The sequence below is a fragment of the Vibrio sp. B1-2 genome (assembly GCF_963888445.1).
GTDB classification, from domain to species: domain Bacteria; phylum Pseudomonadota; class Gammaproteobacteria; order Enterobacterales; family Vibrionaceae; genus Vibrio; species Vibrio anguillarum.
In genome coordinates, this window is record NZ_CAWPJH010000044.1 from 134,604 (window position 1) to 150,606 (window position 16,003).

At 43.3% G+C, this 16,003-nt stretch carries 14 protein-coding genes and 1 riboswitch; of the genes, 8 read left to right on the forward strand and 6 right to left on the reverse strand.

Features of this window, described 5'->3' with window-relative positions; translation table 11 throughout:
• Positions 1–76: 76 nt before the first annotated feature.
• Positions 77–901 (forward strand): envelope biogenesis factor ElyC, encoded by an 825-nt coding sequence (gene elyC, locus AACQ75_RS17265; protein WP_013857069.1) that lies wholly within the window; start codon positions 77–79, stop codon positions 899–901.
• Between the two features lie 133 nt (positions 902–1,034).
• Here elyC and torR read toward each other — a convergent pair whose 3' ends face one another.
• On the reverse strand, positions 1,035–1,748 hold the full coding sequence (torR, locus tag AACQ75_RS17270; RefSeq protein WP_013857070.1) for a two-component system response regulator TorR: 714 nt from the start codon (positions 1,746–1,748) through the stop codon (positions 1,035–1,037).
• Between the two features lie 287 nt (positions 1,749–2,035).
• Between torR and torD the strand changes: the two genes are divergently transcribed.
• The 5 genes from torD to AACQ75_RS17295 all read left to right on the forward strand — a co-directional run bounded on the left by torD (position 2,036) and on the right by AACQ75_RS17295 (position 6,076).
• Positions 2,036–2,680 carry a molecular chaperone TorD gene (gene torD / locus AACQ75_RS17275; protein ID WP_170889134.1) on the forward strand — a complete coding sequence of 215 codons (645 nt, stop codon included), beginning with the start codon at positions 2,036–2,038 and terminating at the stop codon, positions 2,678–2,680.
• 272 nt (positions 2,681–2,952) lie between these two features.
• Complete coding sequence (gene purR, locus AACQ75_RS17280; protein ID WP_026028025.1) at positions 2,953–3,960, forward strand: HTH-type transcriptional repressor PurR; 1,008 nt, start codon at positions 2,953–2,955, stop codon at positions 3,958–3,960.
• Positions 3,961–4,121: 161 nt separating this feature from the next.
• Positions 4,122–4,207: riboswitch (cyclic di-GMP riboswitch) on the forward strand.
• A gap of 114 nt (positions 4,208–4,321) precedes the next feature.
• Complete coding sequence (locus AACQ75_RS17285) at positions 4,322–4,909, forward strand: TfoX/Sxy family DNA transformation protein (RefSeq protein ID WP_013857073.1); 588 nt, start codon at positions 4,322–4,324, stop codon at positions 4,907–4,909.
• Between the two features lie 148 nt (positions 4,910–5,057).
• On the forward strand, positions 5,058–5,738 hold the full coding sequence (locus tag AACQ75_RS17290) for a TVP38/TMEM64 family protein (RefSeq protein WP_026028026.1): 681 nt from the start codon (positions 5,058–5,060) through the stop codon (positions 5,736–5,738).
• A gap of 8 nt (positions 5,739–5,746) precedes the next feature.
• Positions 5,747–6,076: a DUF2007 domain-containing protein gene (locus AACQ75_RS17295; RefSeq protein ID WP_170889135.1), complete on the forward strand. Its 330-nt coding sequence runs from the start codon at positions 5,747–5,749 to the stop codon at positions 6,074–6,076.
• On the opposite strand, the gene AACQ75_RS17300 is transcribed toward AACQ75_RS17295, so the two are convergent.
• The 4 genes from AACQ75_RS17300 to topA form a co-directional block, all read right to left on the reverse strand.
• The gene (locus tag AACQ75_RS17300; RefSeq protein ID WP_019282196.1) at positions 6,073–6,873 is read right to left on the reverse strand and encodes an alpha/beta fold hydrolase; all 801 of its coding nucleotides are present in this window, start codon (positions 6,871–6,873) and stop codon (positions 6,073–6,075) included. The two genes, AACQ75_RS17295 and AACQ75_RS17300, sit on opposite strands and share 4 nt — an antisense overlap.
• 133 nt (positions 6,874–7,006) lie before the next feature.
• Positions 7,007–8,461 (reverse strand): glycogen synthase GlgA, encoded by a 1,455-nt coding sequence (gene glgA, locus AACQ75_RS17305; RefSeq protein ID WP_013857077.1) that lies wholly within the window; start codon positions 8,459–8,461, stop codon positions 7,007–7,009.
• Position 8,462: 1 nt separating this feature from the next.
• Complete coding sequence (glgC, locus tag AACQ75_RS17310) at positions 8,463–9,680, reverse strand: glucose-1-phosphate adenylyltransferase (protein WP_013857078.1); 1,218 nt, start codon at positions 9,678–9,680, stop codon at positions 8,463–8,465.
• A gap of 657 nt (positions 9,681–10,337) precedes the next feature.
• On the reverse strand, positions 10,338–12,968 hold the full coding sequence (gene topA / locus AACQ75_RS17315; RefSeq protein WP_170889136.1) for a type I DNA topoisomerase: 2,631 nt from the start codon (positions 12,966–12,968) through the stop codon (positions 10,338–10,340).
• Positions 12,969–13,488: 520 nt separating this feature from the next.
• Between topA and AACQ75_RS17320 the strand changes: the two genes are divergently transcribed.
• The gene (locus tag AACQ75_RS17320) at positions 13,489–13,740 is read left to right on the forward strand and encodes a YciN family protein (protein ID WP_013857082.1); all 252 of its coding nucleotides are present in this window, start codon (positions 13,489–13,491) and stop codon (positions 13,738–13,740) included.
• A gap of 60 nt (positions 13,741–13,800) precedes the next feature.
• Here the strand turns inward: AACQ75_RS17320 and aroA are convergent, their stop codons facing one another.
• Positions 13,801–15,081 (reverse strand): 3-phosphoshikimate 1-carboxyvinyltransferase, encoded by a 1,281-nt coding sequence (aroA, locus tag AACQ75_RS17325; protein ID WP_170889137.1) that lies wholly within the window; start codon positions 15,079–15,081, stop codon positions 13,801–13,803.
• A gap of 205 nt (positions 15,082–15,286) precedes the next feature.
• Between aroA and aat the strand changes: the two genes are divergently transcribed.
• The gene (gene aat, locus AACQ75_RS17330) at positions 15,287–16,003 is read left to right on the forward strand and encodes a leucyl/phenylalanyl-tRNA--protein transferase (protein ID WP_064625006.1); all 717 of its coding nucleotides are present in this window, start codon (positions 15,287–15,289) and stop codon (positions 16,001–16,003) included.

Consider the following 16,003-nt stretch of genomic DNA (forward strand, 5'->3'; position numbering starts at 1 on the left):
TATGATAGCGAATCGTGCTGCTATTCTGTCATAGGAATGGCAGGAATAAAGGGGCTTTGTTCCTTTTTATTATCAAGTGGTGTTTTTTCGGACTATTTTGTATATGTTTGAGCTGAAAAAAGTTATTTCCTCATTATTAATGCCTCTTCCGGCAATGCTAATCCTCGGTTTTGTCGGATTAATGCTCATAATGTTCACCGTCAGACGTAAGACTGGCTGTATGTTTGTCCTCTTCTCTTTAGTGGGGATATTTCTTATCTCTTTCCAACCCTTTGCAACGCGCATGCTAATGCCTTTGGAAAGACAATACTCGGCTTTTCTCCCCGTTGATGGCACCATCGATTATGTGATGGTTTTAGGCAGCGGCCACGTAGTGGATGACCAAATCCCGCCGACCTCGGAACTCAGCCGCACTGCGTTGGTACGCCTAAACGAAGGCATACGTGTCATGCGTATGTACCCCGGATCAAAGTTGATTTTATCAGGCTACTCTGGCGGGTCGGAATTTAGCCATGCACGCATGCTAGCCGTGGTGGCACTCGCGCTTGGAGTGAATAAATCCGATATTATTTTGCTAGAAACAGCTAAAGATACTTGGGAAGAAGCACGACAAGCCGCCGCCTTTGTTCAACAGCGTAGGCTGGTTTTGGTAACGTCAGCCAGTCATATGGAAAGAGCGTTAAAAGAGTTTAATTCTGCAGGTATTGACCCAATACCTGCGCCAACCAATTTCTTAGCGCAAACGAATATTGAGCAACCTTGGGAAAAATACGCTCCTCGAGCGCGTTATTTAGAACAAACTGAGCGTTACTGGTATGAAACGTTAGGGCTGCTGTGGCAAGACTTACGTGATTGGGCCTCCGGGCATGGCGATACAGAGTTGGACATCAATAGCAATTAGCCATTAGCCATTGTATTCAACCCAAAACGGAGCCATTTATGTGCTCCGTTTTTCTTGATAATTGCGGCTACAAAAAATCATGGGAATAAAAAGGCACGGCCCAACTGCCAATTTTACACACGCGACCACTCAGCTAATCGCCAGCGAACATATAACCTTCACCGTGCACAGTCACAAAGATTTGCGGATTCTTGGGATCAAACTCCATCTTCGCCCTCATGCGTCGAATCAGTACATCAATCGTTCGATCGTTAGGTGCATCCACACGGTGGCTGATCATATTTAAAATACGTTCACGGCTAAGGACTTGATTCGGATATGACGACAAGGCAACTAATAGCTCATATTCCGCTTTGGTCAGTTTTACGGGCTCACCATTACGGCTCAGCGCTCGGCGCTGGATATCAAAGGTCCACTCGCTAAAGCGCACTAAATTCGCATTGTGAGATACACCGCTCTCTTCGTTCAGTTTGTTTTTTGCGGTCGAGATCCGCCACAGCAAGTTTTTCACTCTCACCAGCAACTCGCGCAATTCAAAAGGTTTCGTTACGTAATCATCGGCCCCCATTTCAAGACCAACAATCTTATCAATGCTATCCGTGCGCCCTGTCACTAATATGATGCCAATATCAGATTGGCTGCGTAGCTCACGCGTTAACATTAAACCATCTTCACCGGGTAAATTAATGTCTAGCATAATCAGATCTATCGCGCTGTTTTTCAAAGCATCTCTCATCTGAGTACCGCTTTCCGCTTGCGTTACCATATAACCTTCGCTTTGAAAGTATCCAGCTAGCTTGCTGCGAGTGACTGCATCATCTTCAACTACTAATACGTGATAGCTCATTTACACCACTTTACTCTATAGAAATGTTCAAACCTCGGCTCGAGATTCTGTACAAAGCCATTCTATTCATAAATAGTCATAATTCTAGTCGTATCACTTTTAAAATTAAGAAAGATGAGAGTTTTTTGATTCAAAACAACCTTCCAGACATCCATTAACTTAATGAAAAAATCACTCATATTTTTTCATTTTCTTAGCGACTGCTATTCATTTTTATTAGTTACACTTAGATCAATTACTTTTTAAAAACGATTTTCGCAAAACCACCCCCTTGGAGAGCCAATACCATGCAAGACATCAAAGCTTTTAATGAACAACGTGCCGAGATTTATTGGTGGCTTTCGAGTTTATTTGTGAAAGAACTTTCGGAGCATGAATTAGAGCAATACTATACGCCCGCTATTCGCACATTTCTTTCAGGATTAGCAGAAAACGCGACACTTAAACCTGCCATTGATAAATTAGTTGGTGCACTGAACCGATTACAAGACAAAGAAGACGCACAGCTTGAGCTCGCAGCCGATTTCTGTGATCTTTTTTTAAAATCCAATAAGGAGTCCGCGCTACCCTATGCCTCAATGTACATTGGAAAATCAGGGTTGCTCAATGACGAACCAGCCAGAGCAATGTCGGATTTGATGGCAGCCCATCACATTGCAGTCAACGATACACTCAACGAACCCGCCGACCACATTGCGATTGAACTGGATTTCTTAGGTAACTTGATCATTCGCTCCAATGAGCTTGAACAAGAGACACACCTTGAACAAGCCTTTACACAGCAGTGTGATTTTATTGAACAACATTTGCTCTCTTGGATCCCACAATTCCATCTTCGCTGCCAACAAATTGATCAATTTGGTTTTTACGGTGCCGCAAGCGAATTGTTGGTCGCGTTTCTTCACTTAGACCGCGACTATTTATCAAACTAATGAGATAACCTAGTTAATACCTATTACTAAATCGGTCAATTGTGACTGTTGACCGATTTATTCGGTGGATTTTTCGTTGCTTGATGGACATTTGCGGACTAGAATCTTGACCGCAAACGATAAAAAATGAATTTAAGATGCAACCGCTGATTAGAGGCGGTTTTTGTGTTTTTACTACTTTTAGGCTTCAATATAACACCGATAGGCCTAATACCGCTGAATTGCTCTTCGTGACTATCACTTTCAGCAGTTATCGACAGGACAGAGAATTTATGGCTACGATTAAAGACGTTGCACGCTTAGCGGGCGTATCAACCACCACGGTATCGCATGTAATCAATAAAACTCGCTTTGTGGCTGAAGCAACCCAAGAACGAGTGATGGAAGCGGTATCAGAGCTTAACTATGCACCAAGTGCAGTCGCTCGCAGCTTAAAATGCAACACCACCCGTACCATTGGTATGTTAGTGACCCAATCGACAAACTTATTTTTTTCTGAGGTTATCGATGGTGTTGAAAGTTACTGCTACCGCCAAGGCTACACACTTATTTTGTGCAATACCGGCGGTATTTACGAGAAGCAACGCGACTACATCCGCATGCTAGCGGAAAAACGTGTCGATGGTATGTTGGTCATGTGCTCGGACCTCACCCAAGAACTGCTTGAGATGCTTGATCGTCATTCAGACATTCCGAAAGTGATCATGGACTGGGGCCCTGAAAGTTCTCAAGCCGATAAAATTATTGATAACTCAGAGGAAGGCGGATATCTCGCCACCAAATACCTTATTGATCATGGCCATACTGACATTGCTTGCTTAAGTGGACACTTCGAAAAAGCGGCGTGCCAAGAGCGTATTCAAGGGTTTAAGCGTGCTCTTGCCGAAGCAAGCCTAACCGTTCATGAAGATTGGATTTTGGAAGGTAACTTCGAGTGTGATACGGCGGTTCTCGCCGCCGACAAGATCGCCGCCATGGACAAGCGCCCAACGGCTGTTTTTTGCTTTAACGATACAATGGCTCTCGGTTTAATGAGTCGCTTGCAACAAAAAGGCATCCGTATTCCTGATGACATGTCTGTTATTGGTTATGACAATATTGAACTTGCTGAGTATTTCTCGCCACCGTTAACCACGGTTCACCAGCCAAAACGACGAGTAGGGAAAAACGCCTTTGAAATCCTATTGGAACGCATTAAAGACAAAGAGCATGAACGTCGTGTGTTTGAGATGCACCCCGAAATTGTTGAACGCAACACAGTAAAAAACATAACGAAATAGTGTCATTATTTAAAGCAAGCGACAAATGTCAATTTTATGGATTTTCCCATATTCGAGACAGAACGCCGTATTAAATAATAGTAAATTTGGAATTAGCATCACACAAATAATAAATAAATGTGATGCTCATCCAAAAATTTATATATTCTTACTATTAGAAGTCACGCACAGGGCAAACCATTTGAAAAGATGGGACGCAAAGCCTCCGGCCTAAACCGACTATTCGGTAGGTAGCGGGGTTGCCGATGGCAAATATGCAAACGTTAAGTTTACCCCTTACTGACACTCTTTCTGCATAAGTTTGCTAATCTCTCGGACCTGATTTTGGTGGCGTTTTTCCCATACACCGAGAATTTACAGCATGGATAAACCAGTACTTAAAGATTCAATGCGACTCTTCGAACAACTTGGACGCGTTAAGTCTCGTTCAATGTTTGGCGGCTTCGGCATTTTTGTCGATGACACCATGTTTGCTTTGGTCGTAAACGATAAACTTCATATTCGCGCAGACGATCTATCAACCTCTCGCTTTAAAGAGCAAGGCTATGAGCCCTATATCTATAAAAAACGTGGGTTCCCTGTCGTCACAAAATACTTCGCATTACCTGACAATTGTTGGGAAAACCCTTCGCTTATTTTACGAGATGCTGCTGTCGCACTCGAAATCGCCAAACAAGAACGAGAAGTTCAAGCCCAAACGAAGCCAGAACGCCTAAAAGATCTCCCGAACCTTCGACTCGCCACCGAACGTATGCTTAAGAAAGCAGGGATAGAATCTGTAACGGATTTGCATACAAAGGGGGCTTTGGAAGCCTATAAAGCGATTCAGCAAACCCATTCTTCTTCAATCAGTCTTGAATTGCTATGGGCCCTTGAAGGTGCGATTGAAGGCAAGCATTGGTCGGTTATCCCACAATCTCGACGCGATGAATTAGCTAAAAGCCTTTAACCTCCGAGTAAATAAATATCTCGATTAAATAATCAAATACGCTCGTATCACCATGCGGGCGTTTTTTTCATCCCGTTTTGAAATATAAATTCGACTTCCTCTGTCTTCTTCACTATATCTAGTAAAATATGTCGTTTTGAGGAATACCATGAATAAAAAACTTCTCTTAGGCTTGGCTTTATTTGCGTTCATTGTCTTTTTGATTGTAAATTTTGGCCACTATCTAACGTTAGATAATGCCAAAGCACAGCAAATGCTATTAAACGAATACATTAGCCAAAACGTGATCAGTGCTGCTTTGATCTATTTTTCACTCTATATTGTGCTCACCGCTTTCTCTATCCCAGGAGCGGCGGTCGTCACGTTACTGGGTGCTGCGCTGTTTGGTTTTTGGACTAGCTTACTGCTTGTCTCCTTTGCCAGCACCATAGGCGCAACTATCGCCTTTTTGAGTAGCCGTTTCTTACTGCGTGAATGGATTCAAACAAAATTTGGTCAAAAGCTGCAAACGATCAATCAAGGCGTTGCAAAAGATGGGGCATTTTATCTATTCTCACTGCGCTTAATTCCGGTTTTCCCTTTTTTCTTGATTAATTTATTAATGGGCCTAACACCCATATCAACCGCTCGCTTTTACCTGATTAGCCAACTCGGTATGCTGCCCGGCACTGCCGTTTATCTGAATGCTGGTACTCAACTAGCTGAAATTGAAAGCTTATCCGGCATTGTATCTCCTTCGGTTTTGCTTTCATTTGCTCTATTAGGTCTTTTTCCTATTCTCACCAAGTGGATTATGGCCAGATTGAACAAAAACCCAACTTCCGCCTGAAGTGAATAATGATGAAAATTTGTGTTTCAAACCACCCGATAGAGGCATATATAGTTTGTCAGTATTTACAGCAATTCAATATTCGCTGTGAAGTGAGAGGCGATAACTTATACGGCTTAGGTGGGGAGCTCCCTTTTTCAGAAGAAACCTTGCCCTATATCTTGCCCTATATATGGCTGTTGGATGAAACTCAAATCGCCGAGGCTCAAGCACAATTATTGACCTATCAGATAGAAGAGATAAACGAAGAACCTAACTGGGTTTGTGGACAGTGCAACGAGGAAAATGGGCCGCAGTTTGCAGCCTGCTGGTACTGCGGTTGTTTAGATTCAGACTAACGAGTCTGATGCTGGCGGATGAACTCAATTGAGTGGTGGTTAAACATCTCAGATTGTTCAACATTACACACGTGGCCGCAATCTGGGATTTCTAATAACACACTTTGTCTATGCATTGCCACCATGTCTTTAACGGGTTGAATGAACATATAGTCTCTCTCTCCCATAAGATAAAGAGTGGGAATGGGTAGCTCTTTCTCTTTGAAGCATTTCATCAGAGGATTGACTTCGGAAGTCAGCATAAACCAGCGTTTAAACTCTTTTTGGCACAGCTTCTTCGCTTCTCGAATAAAAAGATGCCGTGACTCTTTTTGGTTGCGTTGTGGCATCACAATGTAAGCAAACAGACGATAAAGCCACATGTAAGGAATGATGTGTTTACTCAAATTACCCAACTTTACGAGCACTTGAGAGCGCACATTCAAACGGGTTATCGCTCCGCCCAAAACCATAGAGCAAACTCGCCCAGTCGCTATTTCAGCAAGATTACGCACAATAATGGTGCCGAGTGACATTCCAACAAAATGGGCAGACTGAATTTTCAAATGATCGAGCACTTTGAGAATATCAAGAGTGACGGATTTAAACGTGTAACGATTTGCCATCAACTCTTTAAACAGTTGGTTTGACTTGCCATGACCTCGTAAATCAACTAATAACAGGTTGAAATGCTCACGGTACGCTTTGATTTGCTTAAACCAGATGGATGAACTTCCACCTGCACCATGCACAAAAACAACCCATTCATCACTGGTGGGATGCAGGTAGGTCTTATGGAAAAGTAGGCTATGAGACATACAAAACCGTTAATCAGCTTCAATTTGAGAAACGCAAGACTACCACAAAACGGGGGCTGAATAGCAAAAAATCATGCGGGCTCGTTCGGCTCAACAAGTGAGGCGCCAAAGCGCCTTACTTGTTATAAAAACATCAGTCATGAAACGCGAGATGATACATCTTGATGTACTCTTTCGCTGAATCCTGCCAGCTAAAGTTTTGCCGCATCGCCCTCTGCTGAACCTCCAACATAGTTTCGGGATGTTGAAGATAAAACAGCATCGCTCGCTGCATTGCAATAAGCAGTGCTTCTGGAGAAGGATCATGAAAACCAAAGCCGGTCGCTTCTTCAGGAAACTTATCATAATCACGTACGGTGTCTTTTAAACCACCAACTTCACGAACGATGGGCAGCGTGCCATAAGCCATGCTGTAGATCTGATTCAAACCGCAAGCTTCAAATTCTGAAGGCATTAAGAAGAAATCAGAACCGGCTTCAACCAAATGTGCAAAACGATTGCTATAAGCTTCAACAAACGCAAATTTATCAGCATGCTTCGCCGCCATTTTATGTAGCTGAACAGCAACTTCAGGCTCTCCTGTGCCAACAATAATGAGCTGAGCATCATTGCGTAAGAACGACTCTAGTATAGGTAAAATATAGTGGAAACCTTTTTGGTGGGTGAGTCGACAAACCATCCCAAACAAAGGCAAGTCACGCTGAGGTAATTGCAGCTCCTCTTGCAACATGCGCTTACTCGCCCGTTTGCCCGCTTGAAGTGATTCAGCTTCATCACAGTAGCCAAGAGGAAGAAATTCATCGTTTTGTGGATCCCACTCGCTATAATCACACCCATTAACGATGCCGTGTAAATCTCTAGCTCGGTGAACAAAATCATCTACCAACCCATGAGAGCCAAGCGGTGTTAGCAGCTCGGAAGCATAATTAGGGCTAACGGCATTGATTTTGTCAGCAAAGGCAATCCCTGCTCTTAGCATACTGACGTGATCGTGTCCGTAGCGTAAAAATTCCATGCCAGATAAGTTCAATTCTGGGATGATCTCTAATTGATGATAAGAAAAAATACCTTTAAAAATCGCGTTGTGAACGGTCAATACGCTTTTCATATCAGAAAAATAAGCGTCATGCTGGTAACGCGTTTTCAACAAAAATGGAACCAACCCTGTATGCCAATCATTTGCATGGATAATCTGTGGTTTTTTACCGAGCTTAGGTAAAACATCTAGGCTAGCCGCTGAAAAGAAACCAAAACGCTCACCATTATCAGCGTACGCTTGGTTATTTTCACCATACATTTGTGCTCGGCCAAAATATTGTTCACATTCAATTAAGTACACGGCCACTCCATCTAGCTCCATCTGGCGGACCAGATATGAAGTATGAGGCCAATGGGTAAGCTCAGTTTCTAGCACAACAGGAGCATCTGAAATGCCCAATATAGAACGATAAGCAGGTAGCACAATAGCTACCTGATGACCTAACTCTTGCAGTGCTTTAGGCAGTGCTTTGGCCACATCGGCCAAACCACCACTTTTGATCAAACCTTGAGCTTCTGAAACGGTAAACCAAACATCGATTTTTTCCATTCTAGAATCCAACTTTTGTTCCTTTTGCGATAACAACGATGCCCTCATCAGAAACATGGAAACGTTGTCTATCGAGTTCTAAATCTTCACCAATGATAGTACCTGGTGCTATTTCGACATTTTTATCAATAATTGTACGCTTAATTGTACATCCTTCGCCAATTTTAACATCACCGAGGATCACGGATTCGCTCACTAAAGTGTTGGCTCCAATGTTACTGCGGTAGCCTAGTACCGATTTATAAATCTTCGCACCTTGAATGTAGCTTCCGCCGGAGATCAAGCTGTCGGTGATCTGTACTTTACGATCGTGTGAATCAACAAAGGTTGCAGGTGGCAACGGTGGATAATAAGTGTGGAGAGGCCAGCTACGGTTATACAACGAGAAATCGGCATCATGCTCTAATAGATCCATGTGCGCTGCCCAGTAGGCCTCAATCGTACCAACATCACGCCAGTAAGTTGTGTCTTTTTCGCCTTTGATTTTATTGGTTGAAAAATCATAGACATAAACCTCTCCTTCCGGGAAAAGTTTAGGAATAATATCTTTGCCAAAATCATGACTGGAATGATTATCTTCAGCATCACGACGCAGTTCTGCACAGAGTTTATCTGTATCAAATATGTAGTTACCCATAGAAACAAGTGCAAGGTCTGGGTGCCCAGGGATCGCTTTAGGGTTGCAAGGTTTTTCTTCAAAACCGACCATTTTTCCGGCTTCATCAACTTCAATCACACCAAACTGAGACGCTTCTTTCAGCGGCATTCTCAGCGCAGAAACGGTCAGTTTTGCATCTACACGTTTATGGAAATCGAGCATCTGGCGGATATCCATTTTATAGATATGATCAGAGCCAAAAATACATACTTGGTCGGGGGTAGAAAGTTCAATAAAGCGAATATTCTGGTAGATAGCATCCGCAGTACCTTCGTACCATCGCTTGCCATCACGCATCTGTGCAGGGATTGAATCGATAAACCGATCAGTGATGCCCGAAAGGTTCCAGCCTTTCTTCATATGTAAATACAACGATTGTGATTTAAATTGTGTAAGCACGTAGATACGCATCAAATCCGCGTTTACAAAATTATTCAAAGCAAAATCGATTAAACGATAACTGCCACCAAATGGCACTGCAGGTTTACTACGAGATTCCGTTAAAGGCATCAAGCGCGAGCCTTCGCCACCAGCAAGGATCATTCCTAAAACACCAGCCATTTTAATTCTCCTTATTTCATTCTTATATTTGCATTCCATACCTTAATTTACAGGGGATGTATGGATGCTATCCTTATTGGCCACTTGCAGTGGGCTGTATGAAACTCCCTCACCACCCTAAATGCAATTGGTTGTTTATACGTTATCGAATTAAAGAAATAATACAATTTTAAATACGCTGTTCTGACTTGTCTGAACCCTTTAGTTTGCTAACTCCTAACCTAGCTCACATTTACAGCTCGGTGTAACATATAAACATAACAATGTATTAACTAATCATTTTTATTCACTTTATTGATGCATTCTTAATTTTATATACACTCTCTTTTTATTAAAAATACAACGAATTTATGACGCTATGTTTACTAGGTTAAAGACATAAATATTAATTACACCAAATAGCTCCATTTTAGTTGTTGAACCGACTGAACAATTCACAACATGCTGGTGCAATAAGGTTATCTCCTGTGTACAAGACTCTGAACATCAGACACTCCGCCCGCTCACGGATAGTTAATCAATACTGCCTTACACATGGAATGTCAAAATATTGGCGACACATTTTCCATGAATAGTATGAATAGTTGAACTTGCTCAAACTCCAGCCAAAAAAAAGGTAGCCCGAAGGCTACCTTTTCGCATTGATCACATTAAAGGCTATTTTTTAGCGTTTTTACGCTTATCGGTAATTTCCCACCGCCCATTATCGTACAACGCCGTCCAACCTGAGGGTTTACCATCTATCTCAGTGCGTACATAGTGTTCTTTTGACTTACGACTAAAGCGTACAACCGCCGCCACACCATCAGGATCATGTGTAGGCGCATCCGCTAAGTATTGATACTTTGGTGCTAGGCGCTCTTTAAAACGAGCCAATTCTTCAACCAATGGCGCACGTGTCTCGCGAGATTTCGGGAAATTGCTCGCCGCAAGAAACAGGCCTGAAGCGCCATCACGCAGTACAAAATACGCATCCGAGTTTTCACAAGGCAATTCAGGGAAATGGATAGGATCTTCTTTTGGTGGAGCAACTTCGCCGCTTCTTAAGATCTTACGCGTATTTTTACAGTCATCGCTGGTGCAATCCATGTACTTACCAAAACGGCCATTTTTCAGTACCATGTTTGACCCACACTTGTCACACTCGACAACTGGGCCATCATAGCCTTTAACTTTAAACTCACCGAATTCTACAACGTAACCTTCGCAGTTCGGATTGTTCCCGCACACATGCATTTTACGTGTGTCATCGATTAGATACGCATCCATCGCCGTTTCACAGATAGGACAACGCTTTTTAGCGCGCAGTGCAGCCGTTTCAACATCTTCTTCCAAGACATTGATGACGCCTTCTTCGTCACCTAGGTTAATGGTGGTTTTACAACGCTCTTTAGGCGGCAGTGCATAACCAGAACAACCGAGGAACACCCCTGTAGAGGCTGTACGAATTCCCATTGGACGTGAACATGTCGGACATTGAATGTCGGTCATCACGATGTGGTTGGGTTTCATACCACCTTGTTCTTCATCCAGTTCAGCCGTTTCTAAATCTGCAGTGAAATCTTTAAAGAAATCGTCCAAGACTCCTTTCCAATTTGCAGATCCTGCTGCAATTTGGTCCAGCTTTTCTTCCATTCGCGCGGTGAAGTCATAGTTCATCAAGTCATTGAAACTGTCATCCAGACGATCGGTGACGATTTCACCCATTTTCTCAGCATAAAAACGTCGCTGATCCACTTTCACATAGCCGCGATCTTGAATCGTAGAGATGATAGAAGCATACGTCGATGGTCGGCCTATACCACGCTTTTCAAGCTCTTTTACCAGCGCAGCTTCCGTATAACGTGCCGGTGGCTTAGTGAAATGTTGTTTTGGATCTAACGTTTGCAATAACAACGTTTCGCCCACTTTCACTGGAGGTAAAATTTGGTCTTCATTCTTACCCATTGGACGTTGAACTCGTGTCCAACCATCAAATTTAAGGATGCGACCTTTCGCCTTAAGGGTAAATTCTGCCGCTTTCACGCTCACAGTGGTCGAATCGTATTGAGCTGGCGTCATTTGGCAAGCAACAAACTGATTCCAGATTAGCGCGTATAGCTTATGAGCATCCGCTTCCATACCTTGTAAATCATCGGCTTTAACATCCACACTGGATGGACGAATCGCTTCGTGCGCTTCTTGAGCGCCCTGCTTACTTCCATAAGCTAACGGATTCTCAGGTAAGTAGGCCTGTCCAAACTCACTCCCAATATAGCTGCGAACCGCTTCGACCGCTTCAGCACTTAAGTTGGTTGAATCGGTACGCATATAAGTGATGTAACCTGCCTCATACAAGCGCTGAGCTAGCATCATCGTTTTCTTCACTCCGTAACCCAAGCGAGTACTGGCTGCTTGCTGTAACGTCGAGGTGATAAAAGGAGCGGAAGGTTTACTGCTGGTTGGGCGGTCTTCACGTTTACACACTTCGTAAGAAGCTTTTTCTAAAATCGAAACCGCTGATTTAGCTTCCGCTTCGTTGACAGGTTTAAACGCTACATCATTTTTTTGCGCAACCAACAGACGGAAATCCGTTTTATCTTGCGTTTTCGTATCAGCATGGATATCCCAGAACTCTTCAGGGACAAACGCGTTAATTTCACGCTCACGCTCAACAAGTAATTTCACCGCCACCGATTGGACGCGACCCGCAGACAAGCCACGCGCCACTTTTTTCCAAAGTAATGGAGAGACCATAAAACCCACCACACGGTCCATGAAACGACGTGCTTGTTGGGCGTTTACACCGTCGATATTCAATTCACCCGGTGTTTGGAAGGCTTGTTGGATTGCATTTTTTGTAATTTCGTTAAATACAACTCGTTTGTATCGCTGTTCATCGCCACCGATGATCTCACGAAGGTGCCAAGCGATGGCTTCTCCTTCGCGGTCCAAATCGGTTGCGAGATAAATGCAGTCGGCATCTTTAGCAAGCTTTTGCAATTCCGCCACTACTTTTTCTTTACCCGGCAAAATTTGGTAATTCGCTTCCCAGCCGTGATAAGGGTCGATGCCCATCTTCTTAATTAACGAACTACGGTCTTTCTCGCTTTTCAAGCGTGCTTTCTCTTCAGCGCTAAGGTTCTTTGAAGAAGAACTAGGCGTTGCTTTTTTAGCGGTACTTTGACCTGCGGTTGGAAGATCACGAACATGCCCTACGCTCGACTTAACAATAAAATCTTTACCAAGATATTTATTGATCGTTTTAGCCTTGGCTGGCGATTCCACTATAACGAGTGATTTACCCATAATTGACTCAAATGCCCTTAATCATTACGCGAAAGTAAATCGCATGACGTTCTAAATTATTGCTTCTTTTTTTACTATCGAGCCAGTTAACAAGAAGATCAACATGTTTTTTAAAAATAAAATTCAACCACTCAATAATTGGTCAAAATGCAACCAGAGCTCAGTGGCCTATTCTCCGCCAGCCTTCCAACCTAAATTGAAAAGTTTAAAATCGAGTCCTGTGGCGCTTGTGAGCTTGACTTTCATTGCTGCAGCACTCTACTAAACGTGCTTTGGCGCTCATACTAAAGTGAGTATTATCAGTTCGCGAAATAAATCCAATGAAATATGCCGTAAGTCACACATTCTCATTGCATAAAAAATCGGCTTTCTTGTCTAAGCTTAGACGTGACTTCTCTCTTTGGTCAAAGCTTGAGAATCCACTCCATCGAATTTTGCGCCGAATTCTATTTGAAATCATTGAAATTACCTACCCTTTTACGGCACTATCCTCGCACATCTACTCATAGGACCGTAAAAGATGAGCGAAAAACAATCTATTACTGAATTTGATTTGTTACTTATTGCAAACCAAATCATTCAAGAACATGACGCTTATATCGTTGGCATGCGCGCCGATAGCGTTGAAGAAAAAGAGGATGTATTAGTTTTTAAAGGCAACTACTTTTTAGACGACAAGGGGCTGCCAACACCTAATACCACTGCGGTATTTAACATGTTCAAGTACCTTGCCTTGCATTTATCAAAGCAATTTACTCTCGTTCAATCGTAATTCTTGATGAAAAAAAGCCTCATTCGAGGCTTTTCATTATTGGGTTTAAACGCTCAATGCCTAGTGGCTTAGTTGCGCAAGCTGTTCAAAATAATCAGGAAACGTTTTCGAAGTACATTTAGGATCATTAATCGTCACTGCGGTATCGCTCAGTGCAACCAGCGAAAAACACATCGCCATTCGATGATCGTCATAAGTGTCGATTGCCGCATGCTGTAATGACGTTGGTGGTGTAATGATAATGTAATCATCCCCTTCCTCAACCTCTGCACCCACTTTACGCAGCTCCGTCGCCATTGCGGCTAAACGATCGGTTTCTTTAACACGCCAATTATATACGTTGCGAATGGCTGTGGTGCCTTTGGCAAATAATGCGGTCGTCGCAATGGTCATAGCCGCATCAGGAATGTGATTAAAATCGAGATCAACCGCATTAAGCTCTCCACGACGAGCGATGACATAATCATTCCCCCATTCGATGACTGCGCCCATTTTTTCTAGCGCATCGGCAAATTGAATATCTCCTTGGATACTGTTTTTACCAATACCAGTAACTTTTACTTCGCCACCTTTGATAGCCGCCGCCGCGAGGAAGTAAGAAGCAGAGGATGCATCTCCTTCCACCAAAAACTGCCCAGGAGAAACATACGATTGCCCAGCTGGGATCACAAATTGAGTGTAGTTATGGTTGATCACTTTTACACCAAACTGCGCCATGATGTGTAACGTGATGTCAATGTAGGGCTTTGAGACCAAGTCACCAACGATGTTTATCGTCATTTCACCATCAGACAGTGGCGCAGCCATTAAAAAGGCGGTCAAAAATTGACTCGAGATTGAACCGTCAATCGCCACGGTTCCAGCTTTAAGGCCGGTTGCCGTAATTTTTAACGGCGGGAAGTCTTCGTTTTCAAGGTACTCAATATCAGCGCCCGCTTCACGTAACGCCGTAACGAGATGACCGATTGGACGTTCTTTCATCCTCGGCTCACCAGTCAAAATGAATTCACCCTGTCCAAGAACTAATGCTGCCGCAAGTGGACGCATTGCCGTCCCTGCATTACCTAAAAACAGCTCAACGGATTGCTCGATGCTAAAAGGCCGACCCAAACCTTTTATCTCACACACCGTTTTGTCGTCTGACAAACGATACTCCACACCAAGTTTTGCTAGTGCGTTGAGCATGTGGCGAATGTCGTCACTGTCTAACAAGTTCGTTAGCTTAGTCGTACCACTTGCCAAAGAGGCAAGCAGTAGCGCTCGGTTTGAGACACTTTTGGAACCGGGTAAATTGACTTGCCCATTAATTTTTTTTATTGGTTGTAACGTGAGGCTTTCCATTCGAGTTGTGTTTCCTTGCATCTTCCAAAGAGCTCCTGTTTGCTCTGGGAAAATGAAAATTCTTCGTACTTGCAGCCTATCTAAAAATAAAAGCGAACTCCAGTACAAATATGGCCTGATAGTAATGATTGGCAAACTATTGAAAAATCCCTACTATCCTCATTCCGTGGCCTTATCTTGATGGTTAACCCAGATCGGATCGAACATGACTATTTACCTTCCTCAACTTGCGCTTGATGATTTCTCTTTTCCTTCCGCTGATGAGGCGCTAGAAGAGCCAAATGGACTGCTCGCGTTTGGTGGCGATTTACAACCAGAACGTATTTATAATGCTTATCGACACGGAATTTTTCCTTGGTATGGCCCACAAGAGCCTATTCTTTGGTGGAGCCCCGCTCCGCGAGCTGTGTTTAACCCACAAACTTTTTCTCCAGCTAAAAGCGTTAAAAAATTCCAGCGAAAACATCAATATAAAATAAGCCTTAACCATGCAACTAAAGAGGTAATTACAAGTTGCGCCAACGTAAGACCCGCAGATCAAACTTGGCTAAATGAAGAGATGCGCAGCGCCTACCTCGCCCTTGCGGCTTCTGGCCGTTGTCATTCGGTTGAGGTGTGGCAGGAAGATAAATTGATCGGCGGGCTCTATGGCATACAAATGGGCCAAATGTTTTGCGGTGAGTCGATGTTTAGTACCAAAGTCAATGCATCAAAAATTGCGCTTTGGTATTTTTGCCAGCATTTTCAATCACACGGTGGACAGTTGATTGATTGTCAGGTGATGAATCCGCATCTGGCATCATTGGGAGCTTTCGAATTAGATCGCGACGATTTTCTCAAATCCTTGCTATCTTTTAGAGATAGCTCTGTCGATGAGCGCTGCTTTACACCCCAGTGGATCACCTTGCCTAATGAAGGATAA